Source organism: Amycolatopsis sp. YIM 10 (assembly GCF_009429145.1).
Classification (GTDB): Bacteria; Actinomycetota; Actinomycetes; order Mycobacteriales; family Pseudonocardiaceae; genus Amycolatopsis.
The window spans coordinates 8,987,146-9,008,108 of sequence record NZ_CP045480.1 but is presented as its reverse complement, the minus strand read 5'-3'; the positions used below and the strand labels follow the sequence as shown (position 1 = coordinate 9,008,108).

The 20,963-nt window shown below is 71.1% G+C and carries 16 protein-coding genes; 11 read left to right on the top strand and 5 right to left on the bottom strand.

Annotated features, from left to right (window positions below; all coding sequences use genetic code 11):
* Positions 1–17: 17 nt before the first annotated feature.
* Complete coding sequence (locus YIM_RS41680) at positions 18–1,577, bottom strand: DUF1996 domain-containing protein (protein WP_153035602.1); 1,560 nt, start codon at positions 1,575–1,577, stop codon at positions 18–20.
* A 675-nt stretch (positions 1,578–2,252) separates the two neighbouring features.
* On the opposite strand from YIM_RS41680, the gene YIM_RS41675 reads away from it, so the two are divergent.
* From YIM_RS41675 to YIM_RS41645, 7 genes are all read left to right on the top strand, one after another.
* Positions 2,253–2,519, top strand: coding sequence for a hypothetical protein (locus YIM_RS41675; protein ID WP_113696269.1), 267 nt, complete (start codon positions 2,253–2,255; stop codon positions 2,517–2,519).
* A gap of 7 nt (positions 2,520–2,526) precedes the next feature.
* On the top strand, positions 2,527–2,964 hold the full coding sequence (locus tag YIM_RS41670; RefSeq protein ID WP_153035601.1) for a hypothetical protein: 438 nt from the start codon (positions 2,527–2,529) through the stop codon (positions 2,962–2,964).
* 3 nt (positions 2,965–2,967) lie between these two features.
* On the top strand, positions 2,968–5,898 hold the full coding sequence (locus tag YIM_RS41665; RefSeq protein ID WP_153035600.1) for an ATP-binding protein: 2,931 nt from the start codon (positions 2,968–2,970) through the stop codon (positions 5,896–5,898).
* 73 nt (positions 5,899–5,971) lie between these two features.
* The gene (locus YIM_RS41660) at positions 5,972–8,032 is read left to right on the top strand and encodes a magnesium transporter (RefSeq protein ID WP_153035599.1); all 2,061 of its coding nucleotides are present in this window, start codon (positions 5,972–5,974) and stop codon (positions 8,030–8,032) included.
* A 3-nt stretch (positions 8,033–8,035) separates the two neighbouring features.
* Entirely contained in the window at positions 8,036–8,638 is a 603-nt protein-coding gene (locus tag YIM_RS41655) for a hypothetical protein (protein WP_153035598.1), read from the top strand.
* A gap of 3 nt (positions 8,639–8,641) precedes the next feature.
* Complete coding sequence (locus YIM_RS41650) at positions 8,642–9,640, top strand: C40 family peptidase (protein WP_153035597.1); 999 nt, start codon at positions 8,642–8,644, stop codon at positions 9,638–9,640.
* Between the two features lie 10 nt (positions 9,641–9,650).
* Complete coding sequence (locus YIM_RS41645; RefSeq protein WP_153035596.1) at positions 9,651–11,456, top strand: hypothetical protein; 1,806 nt, start codon at positions 9,651–9,653, stop codon at positions 11,454–11,456.
* Position 11,457: 1 nt separating this feature from the next.
* Here YIM_RS41645 and YIM_RS41640 read toward each other — a convergent pair whose 3' ends face one another.
* Positions 11,458–12,549, bottom strand: a complete 1,092-nt coding sequence (locus YIM_RS41640) for a chitinase (RefSeq protein WP_228004348.1) — start codon at positions 12,547–12,549, stop codon at positions 11,458–11,460.
* 127 nt (positions 12,550–12,676) lie between these two features.
* Here YIM_RS41640 and YIM_RS41635 point away from each other — a divergent pair, with 127 nt between their 5' ends.
* The 3 genes from YIM_RS41635 to YIM_RS41625 are packed head-to-tail and all read left to right on the top strand — an operon-like array spanning position 12,677 to position 15,140.
* Positions 12,677–12,874, top strand: a complete 198-nt coding sequence (locus tag YIM_RS41635; protein ID WP_153035594.1) for a hypothetical protein — start codon at positions 12,677–12,679, stop codon at positions 12,872–12,874.
* A gap of 54 nt (positions 12,875–12,928) precedes the next feature.
* Positions 12,929–14,347, top strand: coding sequence for an RNB domain-containing ribonuclease (locus tag YIM_RS41630; RefSeq protein ID WP_370468919.1), 1,419 nt, complete (start codon positions 12,929–12,931; stop codon positions 14,345–14,347).
* Positions 14,348–14,357: 10 nt separating this feature from the next.
* A complete protein-coding gene (locus tag YIM_RS41625) occupies positions 14,358–15,140 on the top strand; it encodes a helical backbone metal receptor (RefSeq protein ID WP_153037583.1) in 783 nt (260 codons plus the stop codon).
* Here YIM_RS41625 and YIM_RS41620 read toward each other — a convergent pair.
* Together YIM_RS41620 and gabT are read right to left on the bottom strand one after the other, a co-directional pair.
* Positions 15,097–16,506, bottom strand: coding sequence for an aldehyde dehydrogenase family protein (locus YIM_RS41620; protein WP_153035592.1), 1,410 nt, complete (start codon positions 16,504–16,506; stop codon positions 15,097–15,099). The two genes, YIM_RS41625 and YIM_RS41620, sit on opposite strands and share 44 nt — an antisense overlap.
* Complete coding sequence (gene gabT / locus YIM_RS41615; RefSeq protein WP_153035591.1) at positions 16,503–17,825, bottom strand: 4-aminobutyrate--2-oxoglutarate transaminase; 1,323 nt, start codon at positions 17,823–17,825, stop codon at positions 16,503–16,505. The genes YIM_RS41620 and gabT overlap by 4 nt, the downstream gene beginning before the upstream one ends.
* 74 nt (positions 17,826–17,899) lie before the next feature.
* Here gabT and YIM_RS41610 point away from each other — a divergent pair, with 74 nt between their 5' ends.
* Positions 17,900–19,522: a PucR family transcriptional regulator gene (locus tag YIM_RS41610; RefSeq protein ID WP_153035590.1), complete on the top strand. Its 1,623-nt coding sequence runs from the start codon at positions 17,900–17,902 to the stop codon at positions 19,520–19,522.
* A 215-nt stretch (positions 19,523–19,737) separates the two neighbouring features.
* Here the strand turns inward: YIM_RS41610 and pip are convergent, their stop codons facing one another.
* Positions 19,738–20,691 (bottom strand): prolyl aminopeptidase, encoded by a 954-nt coding sequence (pip, locus tag YIM_RS41605; protein WP_153035589.1) that lies wholly within the window; start codon positions 20,689–20,691, stop codon positions 19,738–19,740.
* Positions 20,692–20,963: the final 272 nt, after the last annotated feature.

The following is a 20,963-nucleotide window of genomic DNA, read 5'->3' as shown; positions in this document are numbered from 1 at the left end:
TGGCGGGGTCCTCCTTTCTACTCGTTGCAGGTGCGGCCGGAGTTGATGCAGTCCACGACCCGGTTCATGATCGCGTTCGACATCACGTTGGCGAAGTCGTCGTGGTCGGAGAAGGGGTTGTGGTCCTCCTCCGGGAAAGCGTCCACTTTGTACTGACCGGCGAGCTGGACCTCACGGGGGATCTCGTAGGTCAGGCTGATCCTCAGCTGCGGCACGGCGGTGAAGCCGTCCTCGCACTGGCCGTTCTCGTTCGGGTAGACGATGTGGTCGCGGTGGTTCTCGCTGTCGATGTTCTGCCCGTCCCAGCAGCTCGGGAAGTCGTGGACGCGCATCACGTCGCTGCCCTCGGGGCAGATCGTGTACTTGTCGATGCGCACCTGGTCCTCGAAGCCGGTGCAGGTCCACGACTCGCGGGCGTTGCCGGGGCCGTTGGTGGACACCTTCGCGTCGCCGTAGAGCACGCGGAGGAACTTGGGCATCGCCTCGACCTCGGTCACCGGGCTGCCGCGGAAGGTGATGTCGACGACCGACGGGCGCTGGATCTCGCCCTCGTTGCCGGGGAGTTCCCCGTTCTCGTCCTGCGCGGGCAGCTCTTCCTGGCCCTGGCCCTGATCACCCTGACCCTGATCACCTTGGTTCTGGCCATCCTGGCCCTGGCCGCCTTGACCCTGGTCGCCCTGGTCCTGGCCACCCTGGTTCTGGCCGCCTTGGCCACCCTGGCCTTGGGCGTCCTGACCAGCCTGGCCGTCCTGGCCGCCTTGGCCCTGACCGTCCTGCCCGTTCTGGCCCTGCCCGTCCTGGTTCTGGTCATCCTGGGCTTGGCCCTGGCCCTGGCCATCCGGTCCGTCCTGGCCCTGAGCGTCCTGGCCACCCTGGTTCTGGTCGCCTTGGCCGTCCTGGGCCTGGTCTCCCTGGGCCTGGCCAGCCTGGTTCTGGCCACTCTGGGCCTGGCCGTCGTTCTGGCCCTGCTGGTTCTGGTCACCGTTCTGGCCGCCTTGGCCGTCCTGCTGGGCCTGGTTGCCGGCCTGCCTGCCGTCCTGGTTCTGGTTGCCGCGGCGACCGGCCTCTTCGGCCTGCGCCTCCTCGGCGTTGTCCTGCTGCTGCTCCTCTTCCGGGTCGCCTTCGGTGTCGATGCGGACGACCGGCCAGAAGTAGGCCGACTTGTCGCCGTTGGCGCAGGTGGTGCCCGCGGCCTGGAGGCTCTGGTTGTTCGAGTCGGCGTCGGTGGACAGGTTGCCGACGTAGTCGTGCAGGTGCTGGGCACCGTTGCGGACGCCGGGCTGGGCGATGAAGTTGTCCGGGTTGAAGTGCCCGTTCTCGTTCCGGCCGCAGTCGACGGTGAAGGTTCCGGTGGAGGCGCCCTGCTGGGCCTCCGGCTCGTTCACGTTCGGTTCGACGGTGGTGATGTCGACGAACTGGCTCTGGTCGGGGTTGTCGGCACTGGCCTGCGGGGGTGAGCCCGTGGTGGTGAAAACGGCCAGTGAACCGACCGTGAGCACCGCGAGGCCGATGCCGCCGGTGGTCAGTTTGGCTTTGCGGGAGACGCGGTGCCTACCCTGGAAGCGGTCTCGGGCCATCGACTGTTTCACCTCTTGTTCGGGGCGGTTGTGTCTGTCGGGGCGCGCCGCTCGGGGATACGGGCATTCCGCGCGCGGTGGACGAAAACGAGGCCTGTTCGTTACCTTGCCGTTATAAAGTCATCGTCGCTGATGGGCGGCTCGCGGCCGCGGCGGCAAGATCACCGAGAAGAGCGCCGGATGACGGAAAGTGAGGGAAATCGGAGGTTTGCGGTAACCCGCGTCGCGTTCCCGCCGTTCGAACGGGTGAGCCCCGCAAATGTGAAGTCGATGTGAGGGACGGTCACCCGCTGGAGGCCGCAGAAGGGACCGAACGGGGCATGCCACACTGTTCCCGGCGTGATTCGCCACCTACCTCGGCCACCTGGAGTAGTCAAAATCCTCGCGTGTGAGTGAGTCGATTCGCACACTAGGAAATCCGGGTGGACTGGGTTAATCCTGGACGCCCCGGCAACGATGATGGAGGGGATGGGTATCGGTGAGAGTGGTCCCTGCCCGCGCGTGCGGGTACGGGTGTGGTGCGGGCGGTTCCGGCGTGCGCGCTTTGACCACCACATCGCGTACGGCCATCATGTTTCTCGCGCACAGTAGTAGGTTCGGCACGTTCGGCAATCACGGCGGACCGGCGGCACCGGGCCCGTCCCGGCCCCGCCCGCTGTACTCAGGAGTTAAGCGATGACCACCATGACCCTCGCGGCCCTGGCCCAGGATGGCGAACTGGGCACCAAGGGCGTGCGCGACTGGATGATCGACAACATCATCCCTCTTGTCCTGCTGGCCGTCGCGTTGCTGCTGCTCTGGCTGGGCGGCGGCAAGGGTGACAACGCCGGTGTGATGCGGCGCCTGGCCGGGGTGGTGATCGCGCTGGCGATCATCGGTCTCGCGGTCAGCGGCCTCGGCGTGGACGTCGGCGAATGGATCGCCGGCTTGTTCACGGGCTGAGGCACCCGTGCGCATCCGAACCGACGACGAGGTCTACCGCGTCGACGCGGTCTGGCTCGGCCCGCCGAAGGCGACTTTCCCCTGGCGGGCGCGGTACGTGGCCTGGGCGGTCGGTATTCCCGTCTTCCTCGTCGTGCTCACGATCGAACGCCAGATCGGGCTCGGCTTCGGCTTCTTCTCGACAGCGTGGGCGTTCGTCGCCACCATCGTGATCACCCGGCTGATCACGGCCAAGATCAGCCACGAACGCCCGCTCAGCGCCGTGCTCACCATGTGGGTGCGGGAGCTGAACACCCCACGTGAGCGCTCCACCGGCACCGGTGGCGCGGTCAGCGCGAGCAAGGTCCGGGTGCGGACCGAACGACCCCGGCCCCGGGGTGCTCGCGGACGAGCCAGCCAAACACGAGCGCGTCGCGGTGGCACCCACGCCGTGGCGGGGAGGTAGTCGTTGTCCGGTCGTAGCCGAGGTAAGCGGGACCAGCGCCCCGTCCAGCCCAAGCAGGGCAGCGGCGGCAGGCGTGGCCGCAGACTGCCCGGCGAGCAGGCGGTGCCCTCCTACACCCCGTCGATCGCCGCGCGCAGCATCGACGGTCACCTCCTGCGCACCGGGCACGAGGTCTACGCCTGGTACCGGCTGGCGCCGCAGCGCTGGTCGTTCCGCTCGGACTCGCAGCGCCGCGACCTGATCGCGGCCATCGCCGGGCAGTACGCCGAGCTGGCCGGGCGCTGGCTGCACCTGCGGGTGACCAACCGGCCGTACCCGATCCGGATGTGGGCCGAGGCCCACGTGCACAACGCGCACGACCGGCCGAAGGACACCCCGGGCGCGCTCTCCTTCGACGACTACCTGATCGGCGAGCAGCAGCAGCTGATGGGCCGGTCGATGGCGGAGAAGGAGGTCTACCTCGGCGTGCAGGTGCAGACCCGCCGCGCGGTGGACCGCGCCGTCGAGCGGGCCGCGCCGCTGCTGCGCAAGATCCTGCCCGAGGCCGTGGACGCCGAGCTGATGGCGCTGGACTCCGAGGTCGAGCACCTCGACCAGGTGCTCGGCTCGGCCGGGCTGGAGGGCAGGCCGGCGCACGCCGACGAGATGTCGTGGCTGATGCACCGGTCCTGCTCGCTGGGCCTGCCCGCGCCGCGGAACATGCCCGCCGTGCCGGGTGCCGCCTGGGAGCCGGAGGACCTGGCCAGCTTCACCGACGCCGCCGACTTCCACGCCGACCCGTACGCCCCGACGGTCACCGTCCGCGGGCGCACCGGGTCGAACGCCGGGGTCACCCGGAGCGTCGCGGTGCTCACCGTCGGCCAGATGCACGGCCTGCAGATCCCCGAGGTCGACGACCCGTGGGTGCAGCACGCCGACCGGCTGCCAGCCTCGGTGGAGTGGTCCGCGCGGATCTACGTGCGGCGCCCCGAAGAAGTCGCCGGTGAGCTGCAGCGCCAGATGAACAAGGTGCGCTCGCAGGTCAAGCACTACACCGACGAGCACGAGCTGGAGCCGCCGCAGTCGCTGGCGCGGCAGGCGTCGCGGGTGCTCGAGATCGACGACGAGATGACCTCGGGCTTCACCGCGCTGGCCACCCGCGTGCGGTCGTGGTGGCGCCTGGCGGTGTCCGGGCCGACCGAGCGTGACGCGCTGCGCCTGGCCCAGCAGCTGCTCGACCTGTACAAGCCGAAGATCGCCATCGAGCACCCCGAGGCGCAGTACGCGATGGCCAGGGAGTTCATCCCCGGCGAGCCGCTGGCGTCGGGCGCCTACACCCGCCGCGGCTCGGTGGTCTGGGCCGCCGCCGCGGTGCCGACGGCGACCGCCGAGGTTGGTGACCGCCGCGGCATCCTGCTCGGCGAGACCTGCACCGCGACCCGGCGCCCGGTGGCCTGGGACCCGTGGATGGCGCAGGAGATCCGCGACGGCTCCGGCCTGACCGCGATGGTCGCCGGGCTCGGTGGCGGCAAGTCGTTCCTCGGTGGCGGCATCGTCTACAAGACGCTGCGCGCCGGGGCGCACTGGACCATTCTCGACCCGTCCGGCCCGCTGTCGCGCCTGTGCGACCTGCCGGAGATCCGGCCGTACGCGCGGCCGATCAACCTGCTCAACGCCGAACCGGGCATTCTGAACCCGTACCGCGTGGTGGCCGAGCCGCTGCTCGAGCACTTCATGGACGAGGACGATCCGGAGCGCTCGTGGCGGCGTGAGAAGGCGCTGGCCGGGGCCACCCGGCGACGGCTGGTGCTGGACGTGCTGACCGGGGTGCTGCCGTACGAGGTGTCCCGGATGCCGCAGAGCCGGATCGTGCTGTTGCGCGCGGTCCGCGCGGTCGGCGGCCGCTTCGACGCCGACCCCGGCCAGGTGATCGACGCGCTGCGACGCGACTCCAGCGAGCACCACGAGCACGCGGTGGTGGTCGCCGACTTCCTCGACGAGATGCGCGAGCGCATGTCGCTGCTCATCCCCGAGCAGAACGAGGATCCGTACGCGGAGACCCGCGACGACCGGATGACCGTGCTGACCATGGCCGGGCTGACCCTGCCGAAGGACGGCGTCGGCCGCGAGCACTGGACCGATGCCGAGGCGCTCGGTGTGGAGATGCTGAACCTGGCCGCGTGGCTGACCCAGCGGTCGGTCTACGAGCGGCCGAAGGAGCTGCGCAAGGGCGTCTGGATCGACGAGGCGTTCTTCCTCTCCGAGGTACCGACCGGGCGGGTGCTGATGAACCGCTTCGCCCGTGACTCGCGCAAGTGGAACGTCCGGGTGCTGCTGTCCTCGCAGATCCCGGCGGACTTCCTGCGCATGCAGGGCTTCGTGGCCCTGCTCGACTCCGTTTTTGTCGGACGGCTCGACGACGACGAGGCACAGGCGGACGCGCTGCGGCTGCTGAAGGTGCCGGTCGGCGTCGGTTACGAACAGGTGGTGGCCGCGCTCGGCCGCCGCCCCGGCGCCCATCGCGACACCGAGCGCGACCGGGAGCCGCGGCAGTTCATCTTCGGCGACGGCGCCGGTGGCGTGGAGCGGATCCGGGTGGACTTCTCCGGTCCGCACCTGGAGCACCTGCGCAACGCGATGGACACCACGCCGGGTTCGAAGGAAGCCACCGGCCCCGGGTCCGCGCGGCCCGCCCCCGCTCCGGAACCGGAGCCCCGCCACGTCCCGGTACCACCGGACGACGACTCCTCGGGTTATGCGGAGTCGGACTTCGAACTCGCGGCGGAGCTGGAGGTCGGGTTGACCGAGGAGCAGGTGCTGTCCGAACCGGTGCCGGGCGGCCAGCCGTCCGACGGCGACAGCGGCGAGAACGGCAACGGCCGGGGACCCGACGGCGGCGGTGGGGTCCGGGCTTCGGCCGGCTCCAAGGGCGGAACCGGCCGGGACGCGGCATGAGCCACCTCCGGCGAGCGGCGGCCGAGGCCGTCCGCGGAATCAGGCGAGCCTCCGGCGCGGCGGGTGACCGGGCATGATCACCGTCCTCGTGCTCCTGGCGGCGGCCGGGGCCTGGCACCACCTGCGCCGTCGCAAGCGGCGGGAGCCCTCACCGGTCCGGCGCAAGCGCGCCGCCATGCTGATGGTGGTGGCGATCCTCGGCATCCAGGCCGTGGTCACCGCCCCCCAGGCGATGGCCGCCGAATGCGGTGCCGCCCCCAACCCGGAACGCCCCGGCTCCGGCATGGTCGGTGCCATCGACCCGCCGCGCCAGCACGGCCTCGAGGGCAGCGCGTACCTCGACTACAGCTACGCCGGCATGGTCTGGCACGTCTTCGAGACCAACTGCAGCCCGATGGCCGGGCTCACCGACCCCAACTCCACGATCGACACCTGGGGCGGCAACCAGCTGTTCAACATCGCCAAGAACATCGTCGGCGCGACCAACTCGCTGCACTACACGGTGATGGAGGACGGGCTGCTCAGCCCGATCTACAACGCGGTGAAGTCCGGCGCGGAAAAGGTCTACAACAACATCTACGCGCAGTTGTTCGGCCTCGCCGCGCTGGTGCTGGCGATCATGATGTTCCGCAACATCTGGCGCGGCGACCTGTCCACGGTGAGCAAACGCGCGCTCTTCGCGCTGGGCGGGATCTGGCTGGCCGCGTCCTCGCTGGCCCTGTTGCGCTACCTGGATCCGATCGACGACGCGATCGTGAAGACCACCAGCAGCATCCAAGCCGGGTTCGTCGACGCGAACGACGCGGACACCGTCGCGCACGAGGTGCTGCCGACCAACCTGCACAACCGGGTCATCTACGACAACTGGCTGCGCGGGGAGTTCGGCGCGCCGGACAGCGAGCAGGCGCAGCAGTTCGGCAGGCCGCTGCTGGACGCGCAGGCGTTCACCTGGACGCAGATGAACAACGACCAGGACGCCGACCAGGCGGTGACCGACGCCAAGAAGGGCGAGTTCAAGAACATCTCCACCCAGCTCGGCCCGGCGACCGGCTACTTCACCGGTGAGGACGGCAGCCGGACCGGTGCCGGTTTCCTGGGTTTCCTGCAGAGCCTGGTGTACTCGCTGTTCCAGCTGTTCGCGAAGGCGGCGGTGCTGCTGGCGCAGGTCATCCTGCGGTTGTTCACGCTGACCGCGCCGTTGATCGGCTTGGTGGCGATCCTGCACCACGACATCCTGCGCCGCGTGGCGAAGGTGCTCGGGGCGGTCGCGTTCAACCTGATCGTGCTGTCCGTGCTGGCCGGCGTGCACGCGCTGCTGCTGCAGGCGATCTTCGACGCGGGCAACTCGCTGTCGATGCTGGTGCAGATGGCGATGGCCGGCCTGGTCACCATCCTGCTGTTCCTGGTCGGCCGCCCCGGCCGACGGCTCTGGCAGATGGTGGAGATGTCGGTGAGCATGGTCGGCTCGGCGGTGCCCACCCCGCGCGGCGGGCTGTTCTCCCGCTTCCGCAAGCACAGCAACGAACCCAGCCCGCAGGACGAGTTCTGGCAGAACGTCCGCGACACCGACGAGACCACCGGCACCGAGCAGCGCGGCCCGATCGGCGCGACCGCCGGCGGCGGCCGTTTCCGCCCGGAGGCGACGGTGTTCGCCTCCGCGCAGCGCCTGGACAACACCGGTCTCGGAAACCGGCCGGCCGCGGCCTGGTCCGGCGCCATCCCGGGCGCGCTGCCCGGCGGCGGCCACGCCGAGCTGCCCGCCGGTGCCAACGGCATGCCGGTGTTCGGCGCGTTCGCGCCGGGCGGCAACCTGCCCGGCAACCAGCTGCCGCAACCGGCCAGCCGCCGGGTGGACACCTCGCCGGTGTTCGACCGCGGCTGGGATCGCGGCGACGACCCGGAGCCGGTGGTGATCCCGTCGAGGATGACCGCGGCCAACGGAACGCAGCCGGAGGCGGCTTTCGCGCCACCGGTGAGCGCGCCGCCGTCGGCCGCCATGCCCGCACCGCGCCAGCCCCGCCGGGTGGACCCGGAACTGGTGGGCGGCAGGCCGGTGCACGTGATCTATCGCCCTTCGCGCGGGCTCGAGGTGCGCGAGGACCTTCGTGACACCGACCGTGCCGTGAGGGGGTAACCCATGCCGATCAGGACCAACCGCGGCCGCGCCGCGGTGTACCGCAGGCTCTGGGGCTGGCCGCTGCGCTCGACCACCCACCTGACCGTTTCGCTGGTCGTGCTGGCCGTGCTGTTGATCGCGGCCGGCGTGCTGGTGCCGAAACTGGTCGGGGACAACGGACCGCAGCGCACCGGCCGCGCCGGGGAGATCTCGGTGACCCCGGACGACGGCAAGGCCGCCCCGCCGGCGCGCGGCACCACCGGTCCGCTGCCGACGCGGCTGTCCGAGCCGAGGGAGTCGCCGACCTCGGCGGCCCCCAACGGTGACGCCGTCCGCGTGGCCGAGCAGTTCGCCGCGGCCTGGGTCAACCATCCCGACGGCATCACCACCGAGCAGTGGATGGCCGGGCTGAAACCCTTCACCACCGACGAGTTCCTGCCCACGATGTCCACTGTGGACCCGGCGAACATCCCGGCCACCCGGGTGACCGGGGCGCCGGTGCCGATCAACTCGCTGACCAGCTCACTGGAGGCAGAGGTGCCGACCGACGGGCCCAAACTGTCCATCACCGTGGTCAGCACGAACGTCGGCTGGCGGGTTTCGGCGCTCGACCAGGCGGGCTGAGCCGTGAAAGTCGGCGTGCTCGTCGGGGTGCTGGTCACCGTGTTGTTCGCGGCCGTGGTCACCACCGGCACCGTCGCCGTGGTGGTGGACAACCAGCAGGAGCAGCAGGCCCTCGGGGTGGTCAACCTCAGCTGCGACGCGGCGATCGGGCCGAGCCAGCCGGGGCAGCAGGGCAAGGGGGCCGCGGACGCGGCCAACCTGAAGGACGAGCAACTGCAGATCGTCACGCTGATCATCACCATCGGCAAGCAGCGGCAGCTGTCCCCGCGCGCGTGGCAGATCGCGATCCAGGCCGGGATGACCGAATCGGGGCTGCGCAACCTGAACTACGGCGACCGCGACTCGCTGGGCATCTTCCAGATGCGGCCGTCGATGGGCTGGGGCACGGTCGCGCAGGTGACCGATCCGCCGTACCAGGTCAACAAGTTCTACGACGTGCTGCTGTCGGTGAAGGGCTGGGAGACCATGCGCCCCGGCGAGGCGGCGCAGGCGGTCGAGCGCTCGGGTTTCCCGGATCGGTACCACAAGTGGGAACCGATGGCCGTGCACCTGGTGGAGAACGTCGGCGAGGTGGTCGACGCCGCGGGCTGCGGTGAGGGCACCGGCGCGGTGCTGCCGCCCAGCCAGACCGCGGCGAAGGCGATCGAGTTCGCCTTGGGGGAGCAGGGAAAGCCGTACGTCTGGGGGGCGACGGGGCCGAACTCCTACGACTGCTCGGGCTTGATGCTGCGGGCGTATGAGGCGGCCGGTGTCACCCTGCCGAGGGTTTCGCGGGACCAGTACAAGGCGGGCGCGATGTTGCCGGTGGAGCAGGCACAGCCGGGTGATCTGCTGTTCTGGGCGTACGACCCGTCGAACCCGAAGACCATTCACCACGTGGCGATGTACCTGGGTGATGGGAAGATGGTGGAGGCGCAGCAGAGCGGCGTCCCGGTGCACACCAGGAAGGTTTCCTGGGACGAAGGCGAGCTCGTCGCGCAGGCGGTCCGGCCTGGTGTTTAAGGAGTAGTCGGTGGCGAAGAAGTTCGGCAAGCGCGGCAAGAAGAAGGGCGCCCCGGAGGACCCGAGGAACATGTTCGGGCCGCCGATGCCGCGCCGCGGCGGGCCGCCCGCGTCGAGCACCCCGCTCGCCGATTTCCTCGACCGCGCCCCGCTTCCCGGGGTCGACGAGGGTTATGTGGTGTTGCCGCGGTCGCTGGCGGAGGGCATGTCGTTGCCGTGGCAGCAGCAGACGGTGGAGCTGCTGTCGCAGTTCCACGGCACGCATCGCGGGCTTTCGTGGCCGATCTACCGGGTGACGCCGTCGCGGTACGAGCGCTTGGTGGACCTGGACGAGGAGCAGCTCGCCGAGGCGGGTTACCTGGTCGAGATCGACATGGACGGGGACCTGGTTTACCGCGAGCGCAGCGGCAGGCGGGTGGAGAACCCGGAGAGCACCACGGTGCTGGTCGCCACGCTGGACCCGATCGTGCGGCAGCGCCCGCCGTCGCGGCCGCGGCAGGAGGCTCCGGCCGCTGGCGCCTCGCGGGCGCCGGTGCCGATGAACCTGCCCCCGGCCCCGGTCTGGCGGACGACGCCCGCGAAACCGGACACCTCGGCGGCGCCGCCGCTCCCGATCCCGGAACGTTCGAAGAACGTGGCCCCAGCGCCGACGCGGGATACTGGGCCGTCGGCCACCTCCCCCGAATCCCCCGCCCAACCTCCGGCTGGGCACTCGTCGGCCGCCCAACCCTCTGCTGCCCAACTCTCTGCTGGGCAAGCCTCGGCCGCGCCGGCCTCGGCCGCCCAACCTCCGGCTGCGCAAGGCTCGGCCGCGCAATCCCCGGCTGACCAGCTCCCGGCGGTGCAAGCTTCGGCCGCTCAGTCCCCGGCCGCCCAACCTCCGGCTGGCCAGCCCCCGGCCGCGCCAGCCTCGGCCGCCCAACCTCCGGCGACGCCGGCCTCGGCCGCCCAACCTCCGGCGACGCCGGCCTCGGCCGCCCAACCTCCGGCGACGCCGGCCTCGGCCGCCCAACCTCCGGCGGCGCCGGCCTCGGCCGCGCAAATCCCGGCTGACCAGTCCCCGGCGGTGCAAGCTTCGGCCGCTCAGTCCCCGGCCGCCCAACCTCCGGCTGGCCAGCCCCCGGCTGCGCCGACTCAGCAGACAGCCCTCACGTCACCGACCGCTCCGCCGACGGCCTCCACACAGCCCGAGCCCTCGGCGCCATCCACCTCCGCCGAGCCCCAAGCACCTCAGGCGGCCGCTGGCCAGCCCAGCCCCTCGGCGGCAGCCGAGCCTTCACCCGCTCAAGCGCCGCCGATCGGTTTCTCGCAGTCCGTGTCGCAGGCATCGGCCGAGGCTGTCCAGCCGCGGCCCGAGGCCCAAACCCATCCCACCGCTTCCCAGCAGCCGGAGCCCGGGGGCCAGGCTGAGCCGAAGACCGCCCCGCCCCTGCCGATTGGCTTTTCCCAGCCCGAAACCGGCAGCCAGCCACAGTCCGCGCCGCCCCAAGCGCCGTGGAATCCGCCGTTGGCGCCTGGCGAGACGGCGGCGTCCACCTCCGGGCAGCTCCCCGTGGTCCCGCCGCCGACCGCGAAGCCCGTGACCGATCTCGACGAGCCGTTCGCCGTGCCGTCGGCCCAACAGGGCCAGAACAATCCCGACGACACCGACACCCCGCCCCGCGGCCTCCGCCTCCCGGTCAACGACCGCGGCTGGTTCGACGAGCTGCCCGACTCGGCCTCGGCCGCCTCCTCGTCCGAGCCGCCGCAAACCGACGAGACGACCTTCGGCCCCAGCGGCGACCCGACCGAGATCCCGTACCGCTACCGGAAGTGACTCACCGGGGCAGCTTCGCCCGGTGCGCCTTCGAGAACTCCTGCCCGGTGAACTTGTCCCAGTTGATCGACCACGACATCAGCCCGCGCAGGTTCGGGTAGACCCCGCGCGGCTTGTACGTGCCGCAGTTCTGCGCCTTCATCAGGCAGTCCAGCGACCTGTGCACCTCGGCCACCGGCGTGAACCCGTTGCCGGCGTACGAGTTGGCCGGCAGCCCGAACGCGACCTGGTCCTGCCGCAACGGCGGGAACGGGTTCGCCGCGTTGCCCTCGATCGGGAACCCGGCCAGCACCATGTCGGTCATCGCGGTGTGGAAGTCCGCGACGCCCATCGTGTGGTACTGGTTGTCCAGCCCCATGATCGGCCCGGAGTTGTAGTCCTGGACGTGCAGCAGCGTCAGGCTGTCCCGCAGCGCGTGGATGACCGGCAGGTACGCCGCTGCCCGCGGATCCGCGCCGCCCCACTGGCCGCTGCCGTAGAACTGGTACCCCAGCTGCACGAAGAACGTCTCCGGCGCCATGGTCAGCACGAACTCGGCGCCGTAGCGGGCTTTGAGCGACTTCAGTGCGGAGATCAGGTTGACGATCACCGGCGTGGTCGGGCTGGCCAGCGTTCGGTCGCCTGGGTTCAGCGACAGCGAATGACCCTCGAAGTCGATGTCCAGCCCGTCGAGGCCGTACTTGTCGATGATCGCCGCCACCGAGCTGACGAACTTGTCACGCGCGGCGGCGGTGCTCAGCTGGACCTGGCCGTTCTGCCCGCCGATGGAGATCAGCACCTTCTTGCCCTGCGCCTGCTTGGCCTTGATCGCCTGGATGAACTCGGCCTCGCTCTCCACGTTCGGGCACTCGGCCGCCGGGCACAGCGAGAACCGCAGGTCGCCGGAGGTGACCGAGGTCGGCTCGGCGAAGGCGAGATTGATGATGTCCCATTCGTCCGGCACGTCCTGCATCCGGACGTAACCCGAACCGTTCGCGAAGCCGGCGTGCAGGTAGCCGACCAGCACGTGCTTCGGGAGCGCGGCCGAAGCCGTGCCGGGGGCCACCATGAGCAGCGCGAGCATCGGCAGCAGTGCGGTGAACAGGCGTCTCATCCGGGCCTCCCGAAGGTTGGTGACGCAGGTCACCCTAAATTGGACTAGACCATTGAGACACTTGTCAAGTGGTCTGGACCAGTTGGCGGGGTCGCGCGAGCGCGCCGGAGGTGCCAGGCTCGGGGGCATGGCGAAGGATCCGAACCCCGACCCCGGCTGGTACTACAACACCAGGACCAACGAGGTGGAGCACCTGGAGCGGGCGCGCTCGGTCGACCTGCTCGGCCCGTACCCCGACGAGGCGACCGCCCGGCGCGCGCTGGAGATCGCCCGCGAGCGCACCAAGGCGGCCGACGCCGCCGACCGCGACTGGGACGAGGACTGATCCCGGGCCCGCCGAAGGGCCCGGAACAGGCACAACTCGGGTTAGGGTCGTGTGGTGGCCCCTGTAGCGCTAGGCACGCATCCGGCCGGTGGTGACTTCGGCCGGCTGCGCACCGAGTTCGCGCTGCCCGACGGATTCGGCGCCGACGTGCTGGCCGAGGCCGAAGCCGCGGTGATGGACCCGCTGCAGCTCGACGGCGACCGCGAGGACGCCACCGCCCTGCCGCTGGTCACCATCGATCCGCCCGGCTCGAAGGACCTCGACCAGGCGCTGCTGGTCGAACGCCGTCCGCGTGGCTTCCGCGTGCACTACGCGATCGCCGACCTGGCCGCTTTTGTCGCGCCCGGCGGGCCGATCGATCGTGAGGCCCGTCGTCGCGGGCAGACCCTGTACCTGCCCGACGGCAACGTGCCGCTGCACCCGCCGGTGCTCTCGGAGGGCGCGGCGAGCCTGCTGCCAGGCGAAACGCGCCGCGCGGTGCTCTGGACGATCGACACCGACGCCGACGGCGAGCCGCTCTCGGTCCACGTGCGCCGCGCGCTCGTCCGCTCCACCGAGCAGTTCGACTACGAGACCGTCCAAGCCGCGGTCCGCGCGGACCGCGCCCATCCGTCCATCGCCGCGCTGCCGGTGCTCGGCCGCCTGCGCCGCGAGCTGGCCGTGCACCGCGGCGCGCTGGAACTCCAGCTCCCGGAGCAGGAGGTCAACGCCGATGAGGAGGGCAACTGGCGGCTGATGCGCCGTCCCCGCACCGACGTCGACGCCTGGAACGCCGAGATCTCCCTGCTCACCGGGATGAGCGCGGCGCGGATCATGATCGACGCCGGGATCGGCGTGCTGCGCACGCTGCCCGAGGCCGAGCCGGACGCGGTGAGCTGGCTGCGCCGCTCGGCCCGCGCGCTGGGCATCGACTGGCCCGCCGAGGCCGGGGTCGCCGAGCTGCTGTCCACACTGGACCCCCGGCAGCCGGAATCGCTGGCGCTCTACGCCGACACCACGCGGCTCCTGCGCGGCGCCGGGTACACCGCCTTCGACGGCACCGCGCCCGAGGTCAGCACGCATGCGGGCATCGGCGGCCCGTACTCGCACGTCACCGCGCCGATCCGGCGCCTGGTGGACAGGTTCGCCACCGAGATCTGCCTCGCGGTGACCGCGGACCGCCCGGTGCCGGAGTGGGTGCGCGAAGCGCTGGGCAGGCTGCCAGAGCTGATGAGCGCGTCGGACACGCTGGCGGCCAGGGTCGAACGCGCCTGCGTGGACCAGGTCGAGGCGTGGATACTGGCCGACCGCATCGGCGACACCTTCGGCGCGGTGGTGCTGCGTGCCGAGGAGACCAGGGCGGAGGTCCTGCTGGAGGAACCGCCGGTGATCGCCAAGAGCAGTGGTGAGGGCTTCACCGAGGGCGGGCGGGTGACCATCCGGCTGACCGCGGTGGACGTGGACAAGCGCAAGGTGAGCTTCGAGCGGGTGTGAGCGCATGCGGATGACCGATGACCTCGGCGAGGACGTGCCGCTGACCGGCGTGCCGGCGCGGATCGTCTCGATGGTGCCGTCGCTGACCGAGGCGGTGGCGGTGAGCGCGCCGGGCACGCTGGTCGGCGTCACCGACTACTGCACCCATCCGCCGGGGCTGGACCTGCCGCGCATCGGCGGCTCGAAGTACCCGAAGGTGGACCGGATCCTCGACCTGCGCCCGGAACTGGTGCTGGCCAATGCCGAGGAGAGCCGTCCGGAGGACGTGGAACGCTTGCGCGCCAACGGGATTCCGGTGTGGGTGATGGCCGCGGCGGCGACCGTGCCCGCCGCGCTCGGCTCGCTGCGCCGCCTGCTCACCCAGGGCCTCGAACTCGACGAGCCGGACTGGCTGGTGCGCGCCGAGGACCTGTGGCGCGAGACCCCGCCGGTGCGCGCGAAGGCGGTCGTGCCGGTCTGGCGCAAGCCGTGGGTGGTGCTCGGCCGGGAGACCTTCGGCGGTGACGTGCTGCGCCGCCTCGGTGTGGAGCTGACCTACGCCGACCACGAAGACCGCTACCCACGCCCTTCGCTGGAAGAACTGCGCGCGCAGTTCGAAAGCGGCGCGGCGGATCTATTGGTGCTGCCCGACGAGCCCTATCTGTTCACCGACGAGGACGGGCCGGAGGCCTTTCCCGGAGTGCCCTACGTGCTGGTCTCCGGGCGGTTCCTGACCTGGTACGGCCCGTCGCTCGTCGAGGCGCACGAGGCTACAACGGCAGCCCTGTCAGCACGGTTACCCGCTCTTCCGTGAAGTCGAGCATCGCCGCGGCGGGGCCTTCGCGCCCGACGCCGGAGTCCTTCACCCCGCCGTAGGGCATCTGGTCGGCGCGGAAGCTCGGCACGTCACCGATCACCACCCCGCCGACGTCGAGGCGCGCGGAAGCCTCGAACGCGGTGGGCAGGTCGCGGGTGAAAACCCCGGTCTGCAGGCCGAAGCGCGAGTCGTTGACCCGGTCGAACGCCTCTTCCACGGAGTCCACGCGGTTCAGCGTGACCACCGGGCCGAACACCTCGTCGGCGAGCACCTTCGCGTCCTCGGCCACGTTGGTCAGCACGGTCGGCGACAGCGTCGCGCCGTCCCTGGTCACCTCGCCACCGGCTTCGCGGACCCATGCCTCGACCCGCTCGGCGGCGGCCGTGTTGATCAGCGGGCCGACGTCGGTGGTGTCGTCGTTCGGGTCGCCGACGCCCAGCGCCGAGACCGCGGCGGTGACCTTTTCCACCAGCTCGTCGAACACGTCGGCGTGTGCGTAGACGCGCTGCACCGAGATGCACGACTGCCCGGCCTGGTACATCGCGAAGGTGGCGATGCGCTGCGCGGCGAACTCCAGGTCCGTCCAATCAGGACAGACGATGGCCGCCGCGTTGCCACCGAGTTCGAGCGCCACGTGCTTGCGCGGCGCGCTTTCCCGGATGCCCCAGCCCACCGGCACGGAACCGGTGAACGAGACCACCGGCAGCCGCGGATCGGTGACCAGCCGCGCCGCCACGTCGTTGCCGGTGGGCAGGATCGACCAGCTTCCGGCGGGCAACGCGGTCTCGGCGAGCAGTTCACCGAGCAGCAACGCGGTGAGCGGGGTGGCGGGCGCGGGCTTGAGCACGATCGGCGCGCCGACCGCGATCGCCGGCGCGACCTTGTGCGCCACCAGGTTCAGCGGGAAGTTGAACGGCGTGATGCCGAGGATCGGGCCCTTCGGCACGCGCCGCACGAGCGCCATCCGGCCGGTACCGCCGGGATCGGTGTCGAGCCGCTGCAGTTCGCCGGTGAAGCGGCGCGCTTCTTCGGCGGCCCAGCGGAAGGTCGACGCCGCGCGGGCCACTTCCCCGCGCGACCACTTGATCGGCTTGGCCGATTCGGCGGTGATCAGCCGGGCGAACTCCTCGGCGCGCTCGATCAGTTGCCGGGAAACGTGGTCGAGCGCGGCGGCGCGGACATGCGCGGGCGTGCGTGCGGCTTCGTTTCGGACGTCGTCGGCGGCTTGGACGGCGGCGTCGACCTCGGCGTCATCCGGCACGTAATGCGTGCCGGCGACCGAGCCGTCGTAGGGGCTGCGGATCATGGTGATCGCGCCGTCGTGAACCGGTTTTCCGGCGACCCAGAAGGGGAAGGTGCTCATTTCCCGGCCTCCGCGAGAATTGCCTGCTCGAGCACGGAAAGGCCCTCGTCGAGCAGTTCGGGGGAGAGGGACAGCGGCGGCAGCAGGCGCACGACGTTGCCGTAGGTGCCACAGGTCAGCACCACCACACCGGCCGCGTGGCACGCCTTGGCGATGCGGCCGGTCAGCGCCGCGTCCGGCTTCCCGTCCGTCACGAATTCGGCGGCGAGCATGGCGCCCCGGCCACGGACGTCACCGATGACGCCGGTGCGCTCACCGATCGCGCGCAGCCGGGGCCGCACGGTGTCGGCGATGCCGCGCGCGGCCAGGTCCAGCCGCTCGGCGCGCATGGTCTCGATCGAGCCGAGCGCGGCGGCGCAGGCGATCGGGTTGCCGCCGTAGGTGCCGCCGAGGCCGCCGGACGGCACGGCGTCCATCAGCTCCGCACGCCCGGTGACGGCGGCCAGCGGCAGCCCGCCGGCGATGCCCTTCGCGGTGGCGATCAGGTCCGGCACCACGTTCTCGTGGTTCGACGCGAACCAGTCGCCGGTGCGGCAGAAGCCGGTCTGCACCTCGTCGGCGACGAAGACCACGCCGTTGCGCGCGCACCAGTCGGCCAGCGCGGGCAGGAAGCCGGGCGCGGGCTCGATGAACCCGCCCTCGCCCTGGATCGGCTCGATCACCACGGCGGCGACCTGGTCCCCGCCGAGCTGCTTCTCGATCCGGTCGATGGCGGCGGCCGCGGCCTCGGGCCCGGACAGGCTGTCGCGGTAGGGGTAGGAGCCGGGCACCCGGTAGACCTCGGGCGCGAACGGGCCGAAGCCGTGCTTGTACGGGACGGACTTCGCGGTCAGCGCCATGGTCAGGTTGGTGCGGCCGTGGTAGGCGTGGTCGAACACCACGACGGCCTGGCGGCCGGTGGCCACGCGGGCGATCTTCACCGCGTTCTCCACCGCTTCGGCGCCGGAGTTGAACAGGACCGAGCGCTTGTTGTGGTCGCCGGGGGTGAGGTCCTGGAGTTCCTCGCAGACCCGGACGTAACCCTCGTACGGCGTGACCATGAAGCAGGTGTGGGTGAACTCGGCCACCTGCGCGCGGACGCGGTCGACCACGGCCGGGACGTTGTGGCCGACGTTGGTCACCGCGATGCCGGAGCCTAGGTCGATCAGCGTGTTGCCGTCGGCGTCGGTGAGCAGGCCGCCGTCGGCCGAGGTGATGTAGACGGGCAGCACCGAGCCGACGCCCGCGGCCACCGCGTCGCCGCGGCGTTCCTGCAGGGCGCGGGAGGCCGGGCCGGGGATTTCGGTCAGCAGCCTGCGCTGCGCGATCTGGGCGGTCATGGCTTCAGGATGCGACCGGTGCCGGTGCCGGTCAGGTGCCATCTTGGACAAGGTCCTCGGTAGAATTCGCCACTATGGCACTTTCGCTGGGTCAGCTCGCGTCGGCGGAGGGCCTGCGTGTGCTGGCCGGGTCGGCGGGGGTGGATCGCGCGATCGGCTGGGTGCACCCGACGGAGCTGGTGGACCCGACCGCGTTCCTGGACGGTGGTGAGCTGCTGCTGACCACGGGACTGGCCTTCGAGCCCGCGGCCGGTGATTCCGGGGCGGCGTGGGGCACGGTTGGTGATTCCTCTGTGGCCTTGGGTGCGGCTGGTGATTCCTCCGGGGCCTATGTGTCCTATGTGGACAGGCTGGTGGCGGCGGGTGTGGCCGGGATCGGCTTCGGCAGCGGGGTGATCCACGACCGCGTGCCGCCGGGCCTGGTCGCCGCCGCGGAGGCCGCCGGGTTGCCGCTGCTGGAGGTGCCGCACGAGGTGCCGTTCATCGCGATCACGAAGGCGGTGTCGGCGGCGGTGGCGGCCGACGAGTACGCCACCGTGGTGCGGACCGGGCGGGGTCAGCAGGAACTGACCAGGGCGGCGGTCGGCCGGGGCGGGCCGGGCGCGGTGGTGCGCCGGCTGGCCAGGTTGGTCGACGGCTGGGTGCTGCTGCTGGACTCGGGGACGCCGGTGGAAGCCTCACCCGCCTCGGCGCGATCGCACGCGGCTTCGCTGGAGGTCGCGGGCTTGCGGGGAACGCGAGGTTTTCGGCTCCCGTCGGGGGACGAGGTCGTCCTGCACTCGCTGGACTCGCGGACGGTGCTCGCGGTGGGGCGCGGGGTAGCGCTGGACGCGGCGGAGCAGTTCATCGTGAACACGGCGGCTTCGCTGCTTTCGCTTGCGCTGCAACGGAATCGGGAGCAGAGCGGGGTGCTGGGGCAGTTGCGCTCCGGCTTGTTCGACTTGCTGCTGGCCGAGGAGACCCTCGCGGTGACAACCATCCGGCGGCTGTGGCCGGCCATGCCGGAGCCACCCTGGCGGATCGCGGTCATCGTGGGCGCGGCCGCCGGACGGCGTGCTTTCGCCGAGGCCTTGGGGGAGGCGTTCGTTGTGGAGCGAGAGGGGGAGGTGGTGGTCGTCGCGCCGGACGTCGACGTCGTGGAGCCCCTGGTGCACCGACTTGCCCTACACGCCGGAATCTCCGGCCTACACGCGGCGGCCTCCGGTTCGCACGCGGAGGGCTCCGGCCCGCTCACCGGGGGTTCCGGCCCGCTCACCGGGGGTTCCGGCCTGCGCACTGGGGGCTCCGGTTCGCACGCGGGTGGCTCCGGTCCGCTCGCCGCGGCCGCTGCTTTTCGCCAGGCTTCGCAGGCCGCTCGAGCCGCCCGCGCGCAACGGGTCGCCTGGCTGGACTTCGCCGAGTACGCGGGCTCCGGTTTGTTATCACTGCTCCCATCCGAGAGCACTGCTCTCTTCGCGGAGTCCCTGCTCTCGCCTTTGAGCACTGATCTCGCCGAGGCCCTGCGCTGCTGGCTGGAAGAACACGGCCACTACGACGCCGCCGCCACCCGTCTCGGCATCCACCGCCACACCCTGCGCAATCGCTTGCGCAAGGTGGAGGCATTGACCGGCCGCAGCCTCGCCTCACCAGGCACGCGCGCGGAGTTCTGGATCGCCCTCACCATCACCGACACCGACCAGCCCACTCCACCCGGCTGAACAAGCACACTCCCGCCGATTCGCGGCGCCTCACGATCGCTGGCGCGACCAGAGCCCACCTCGTCGCGGGCGCGGAGGACAGGCCCCCTGGCCGACGCCGCCCAAGTCGGCGGCGGCCAGCTCGCTCCACCCGGCTGGGCACGCGGGCTCAGCCGAACCGAGTAGGCACCCCGCCGGGTTCGCGGTGGGGCCCGACCCAGCTCAAGGAGAATCGGTCAGCGGAAGCGGTCGGTTGCGGCCCTCAAGCCCGCCAACACGCCCGGGTCGTTCACCGCGTGTCCCGCGGTGTTCAGTAGGTGGAGTTCCGAACCGGGCCAGGCCTGGTGTAGTTCCCAGGCCGTCGTCGGCGGGCACACCACGTCGTACCGGCCCTGCACCAGCACACCCGGGATACCGCTCAGCTTCGCCGCGTCCCGGATCAGTTGGCCATCGTCCAGCCAGGCGCCGTGGCCGAAATAGTGCAGCGCGATCCGCGCGAACGACAGCGCGAACCCCGGCCGACTGTAGTTCTGCAGATAGCTCGGCTGCGGCACCAGCGAGACGATGGCGCCTTCCCAAGCGCTCCAAGCGATCGCCGCGGTCTCTCGCACACCGCGGTCCGGGTGGTAGACGAGGCGGTGGTACGCGGCCAGCGGATCATCTCGCTCGGCGAAAGGGATCGGCTCGAGGTAGGCGCCCCAAGCATCCGGGTACAACCGCGAAGCACCATCCCGGTAGATCCAGTCCAGTTCGCTCTGCCGCGCGGTGAACACCCCGCGCAACACGATCTCGCTGACCCGTCCCGGATGCGTTTCGGCGTAGGCGAGCGCGAGCGTCGCACCCCACGAACCACCGAACAGCTGCCACCGGTCGATGCCGAGGTGTTCGCGCAGCAGCTCCAGGTCCGCGACCAGGTGCCAGGTCGTGTTGGCCGACAGGTTCACGTCGGGATCGGTGATGCTCGGCGTGCTGCGCCCCGAACCGCGCTGGTCGAACTGCACGACCAGATACGCCGACGGGTCGAAGTGCCTGCGGGACAACGGAGTCAGCCCGCTGCCGGGCCCGCCGTGCAGCACCACCACCGGTTTGCCGTCCGGATTGCCGGACGCCTCCCAGTGCACCAGGTGCCCGTCGCCGACCTCGAGCAGTCCGGTCCGGAACGGCTCGATCGCCGGGTACAGCTCATCCATGCGCACCACTGTGCCTCATGCGCGGGCGCAGTGGTGCGCACGGACGGAGGTGGGGGCTCGCTCCCGCCGCCAGACTGAACGAGCCCCCGGTCCGGGGGGATTTCAGGGAGTGAAGACCCGACGAAGGGAGGATTCCGGCGCGGACCGGGCAGTGGCACGCACACCGGGCGAGCCCGATGTGTCTGGTTTCGCGGTGCGCGGTACGCGCATCGTCTCCTCCTCGTCGAGGACCCGTGGCGGCGGTGGGTAAACGCTAAGCCACTGACTGAATA

Excerpts from the sequence above, each read along its gene's own strand:
- YIM_RS41680 (WP_153035602.1), bottom strand. The coding sequence starts at position 1,577 with ATGGCCCGAGACCGCTTCCAGGGTAGGCACCGCGTCTCCCGCAAAGCC.
- YIM_RS41675 (WP_113696269.1), top strand. The coding sequence starts at position 2,253 with ATGACCACCATGACCCTCGCGGCCCTGGCCCAGGATGGCGAACTGGGC.
- YIM_RS41660 (WP_153035599.1), top strand. The coding sequence starts at position 5,972 with ATGATCACCGTCCTCGTGCTCCTGGCGGCGGCCGGGGCCTGGCACCAC.
- YIM_RS41655 (WP_153035598.1), top strand. The coding sequence starts at position 8,036 with ATGCCGATCAGGACCAACCGCGGCCGCGCCGCGGTGTACCGCAGGCTC.
- YIM_RS41640 (WP_228004348.1), bottom strand. The coding sequence starts at position 12,549 with ATGAGACGCCTGTTCACCGCACTGCTGCCGATGCTCGCGCTGCTCATG.
- YIM_RS41635 (WP_153035594.1), top strand. The coding sequence starts at position 12,677 with ATGGCGAAGGATCCGAACCCCGACCCCGGCTGGTACTACAACACCAGG.
- YIM_RS41625 (WP_153037583.1), top strand. The coding sequence starts at position 14,358 with ATGACCGATGACCTCGGCGAGGACGTGCCGCTGACCGGCGTGCCGGCG.
- YIM_RS41620 (WP_153035592.1), bottom strand. The coding sequence starts at position 16,506 with ATGAGCACCTTCCCCTTCTGGGTCGCCGGAAAACCGGTTCACGACGGC.
- gabT (WP_153035591.1), bottom strand. The coding sequence starts at position 17,825 with ATGACCGCCCAGATCGCGCAGCGCAGGCTGCTGACCGAAATCCCCGGC.
- YIM_RS41610 (WP_153035590.1), top strand. The coding sequence starts at position 17,900 with ATGGCACTTTCGCTGGGTCAGCTCGCGTCGGCGGAGGGCCTGCGTGTG.
- pip (WP_153035589.1), bottom strand. The coding sequence starts at position 20,691 with ATGGATGAGCTGTACCCGGCGATCGAGCCGTTCCGGACCGGACTGCTC.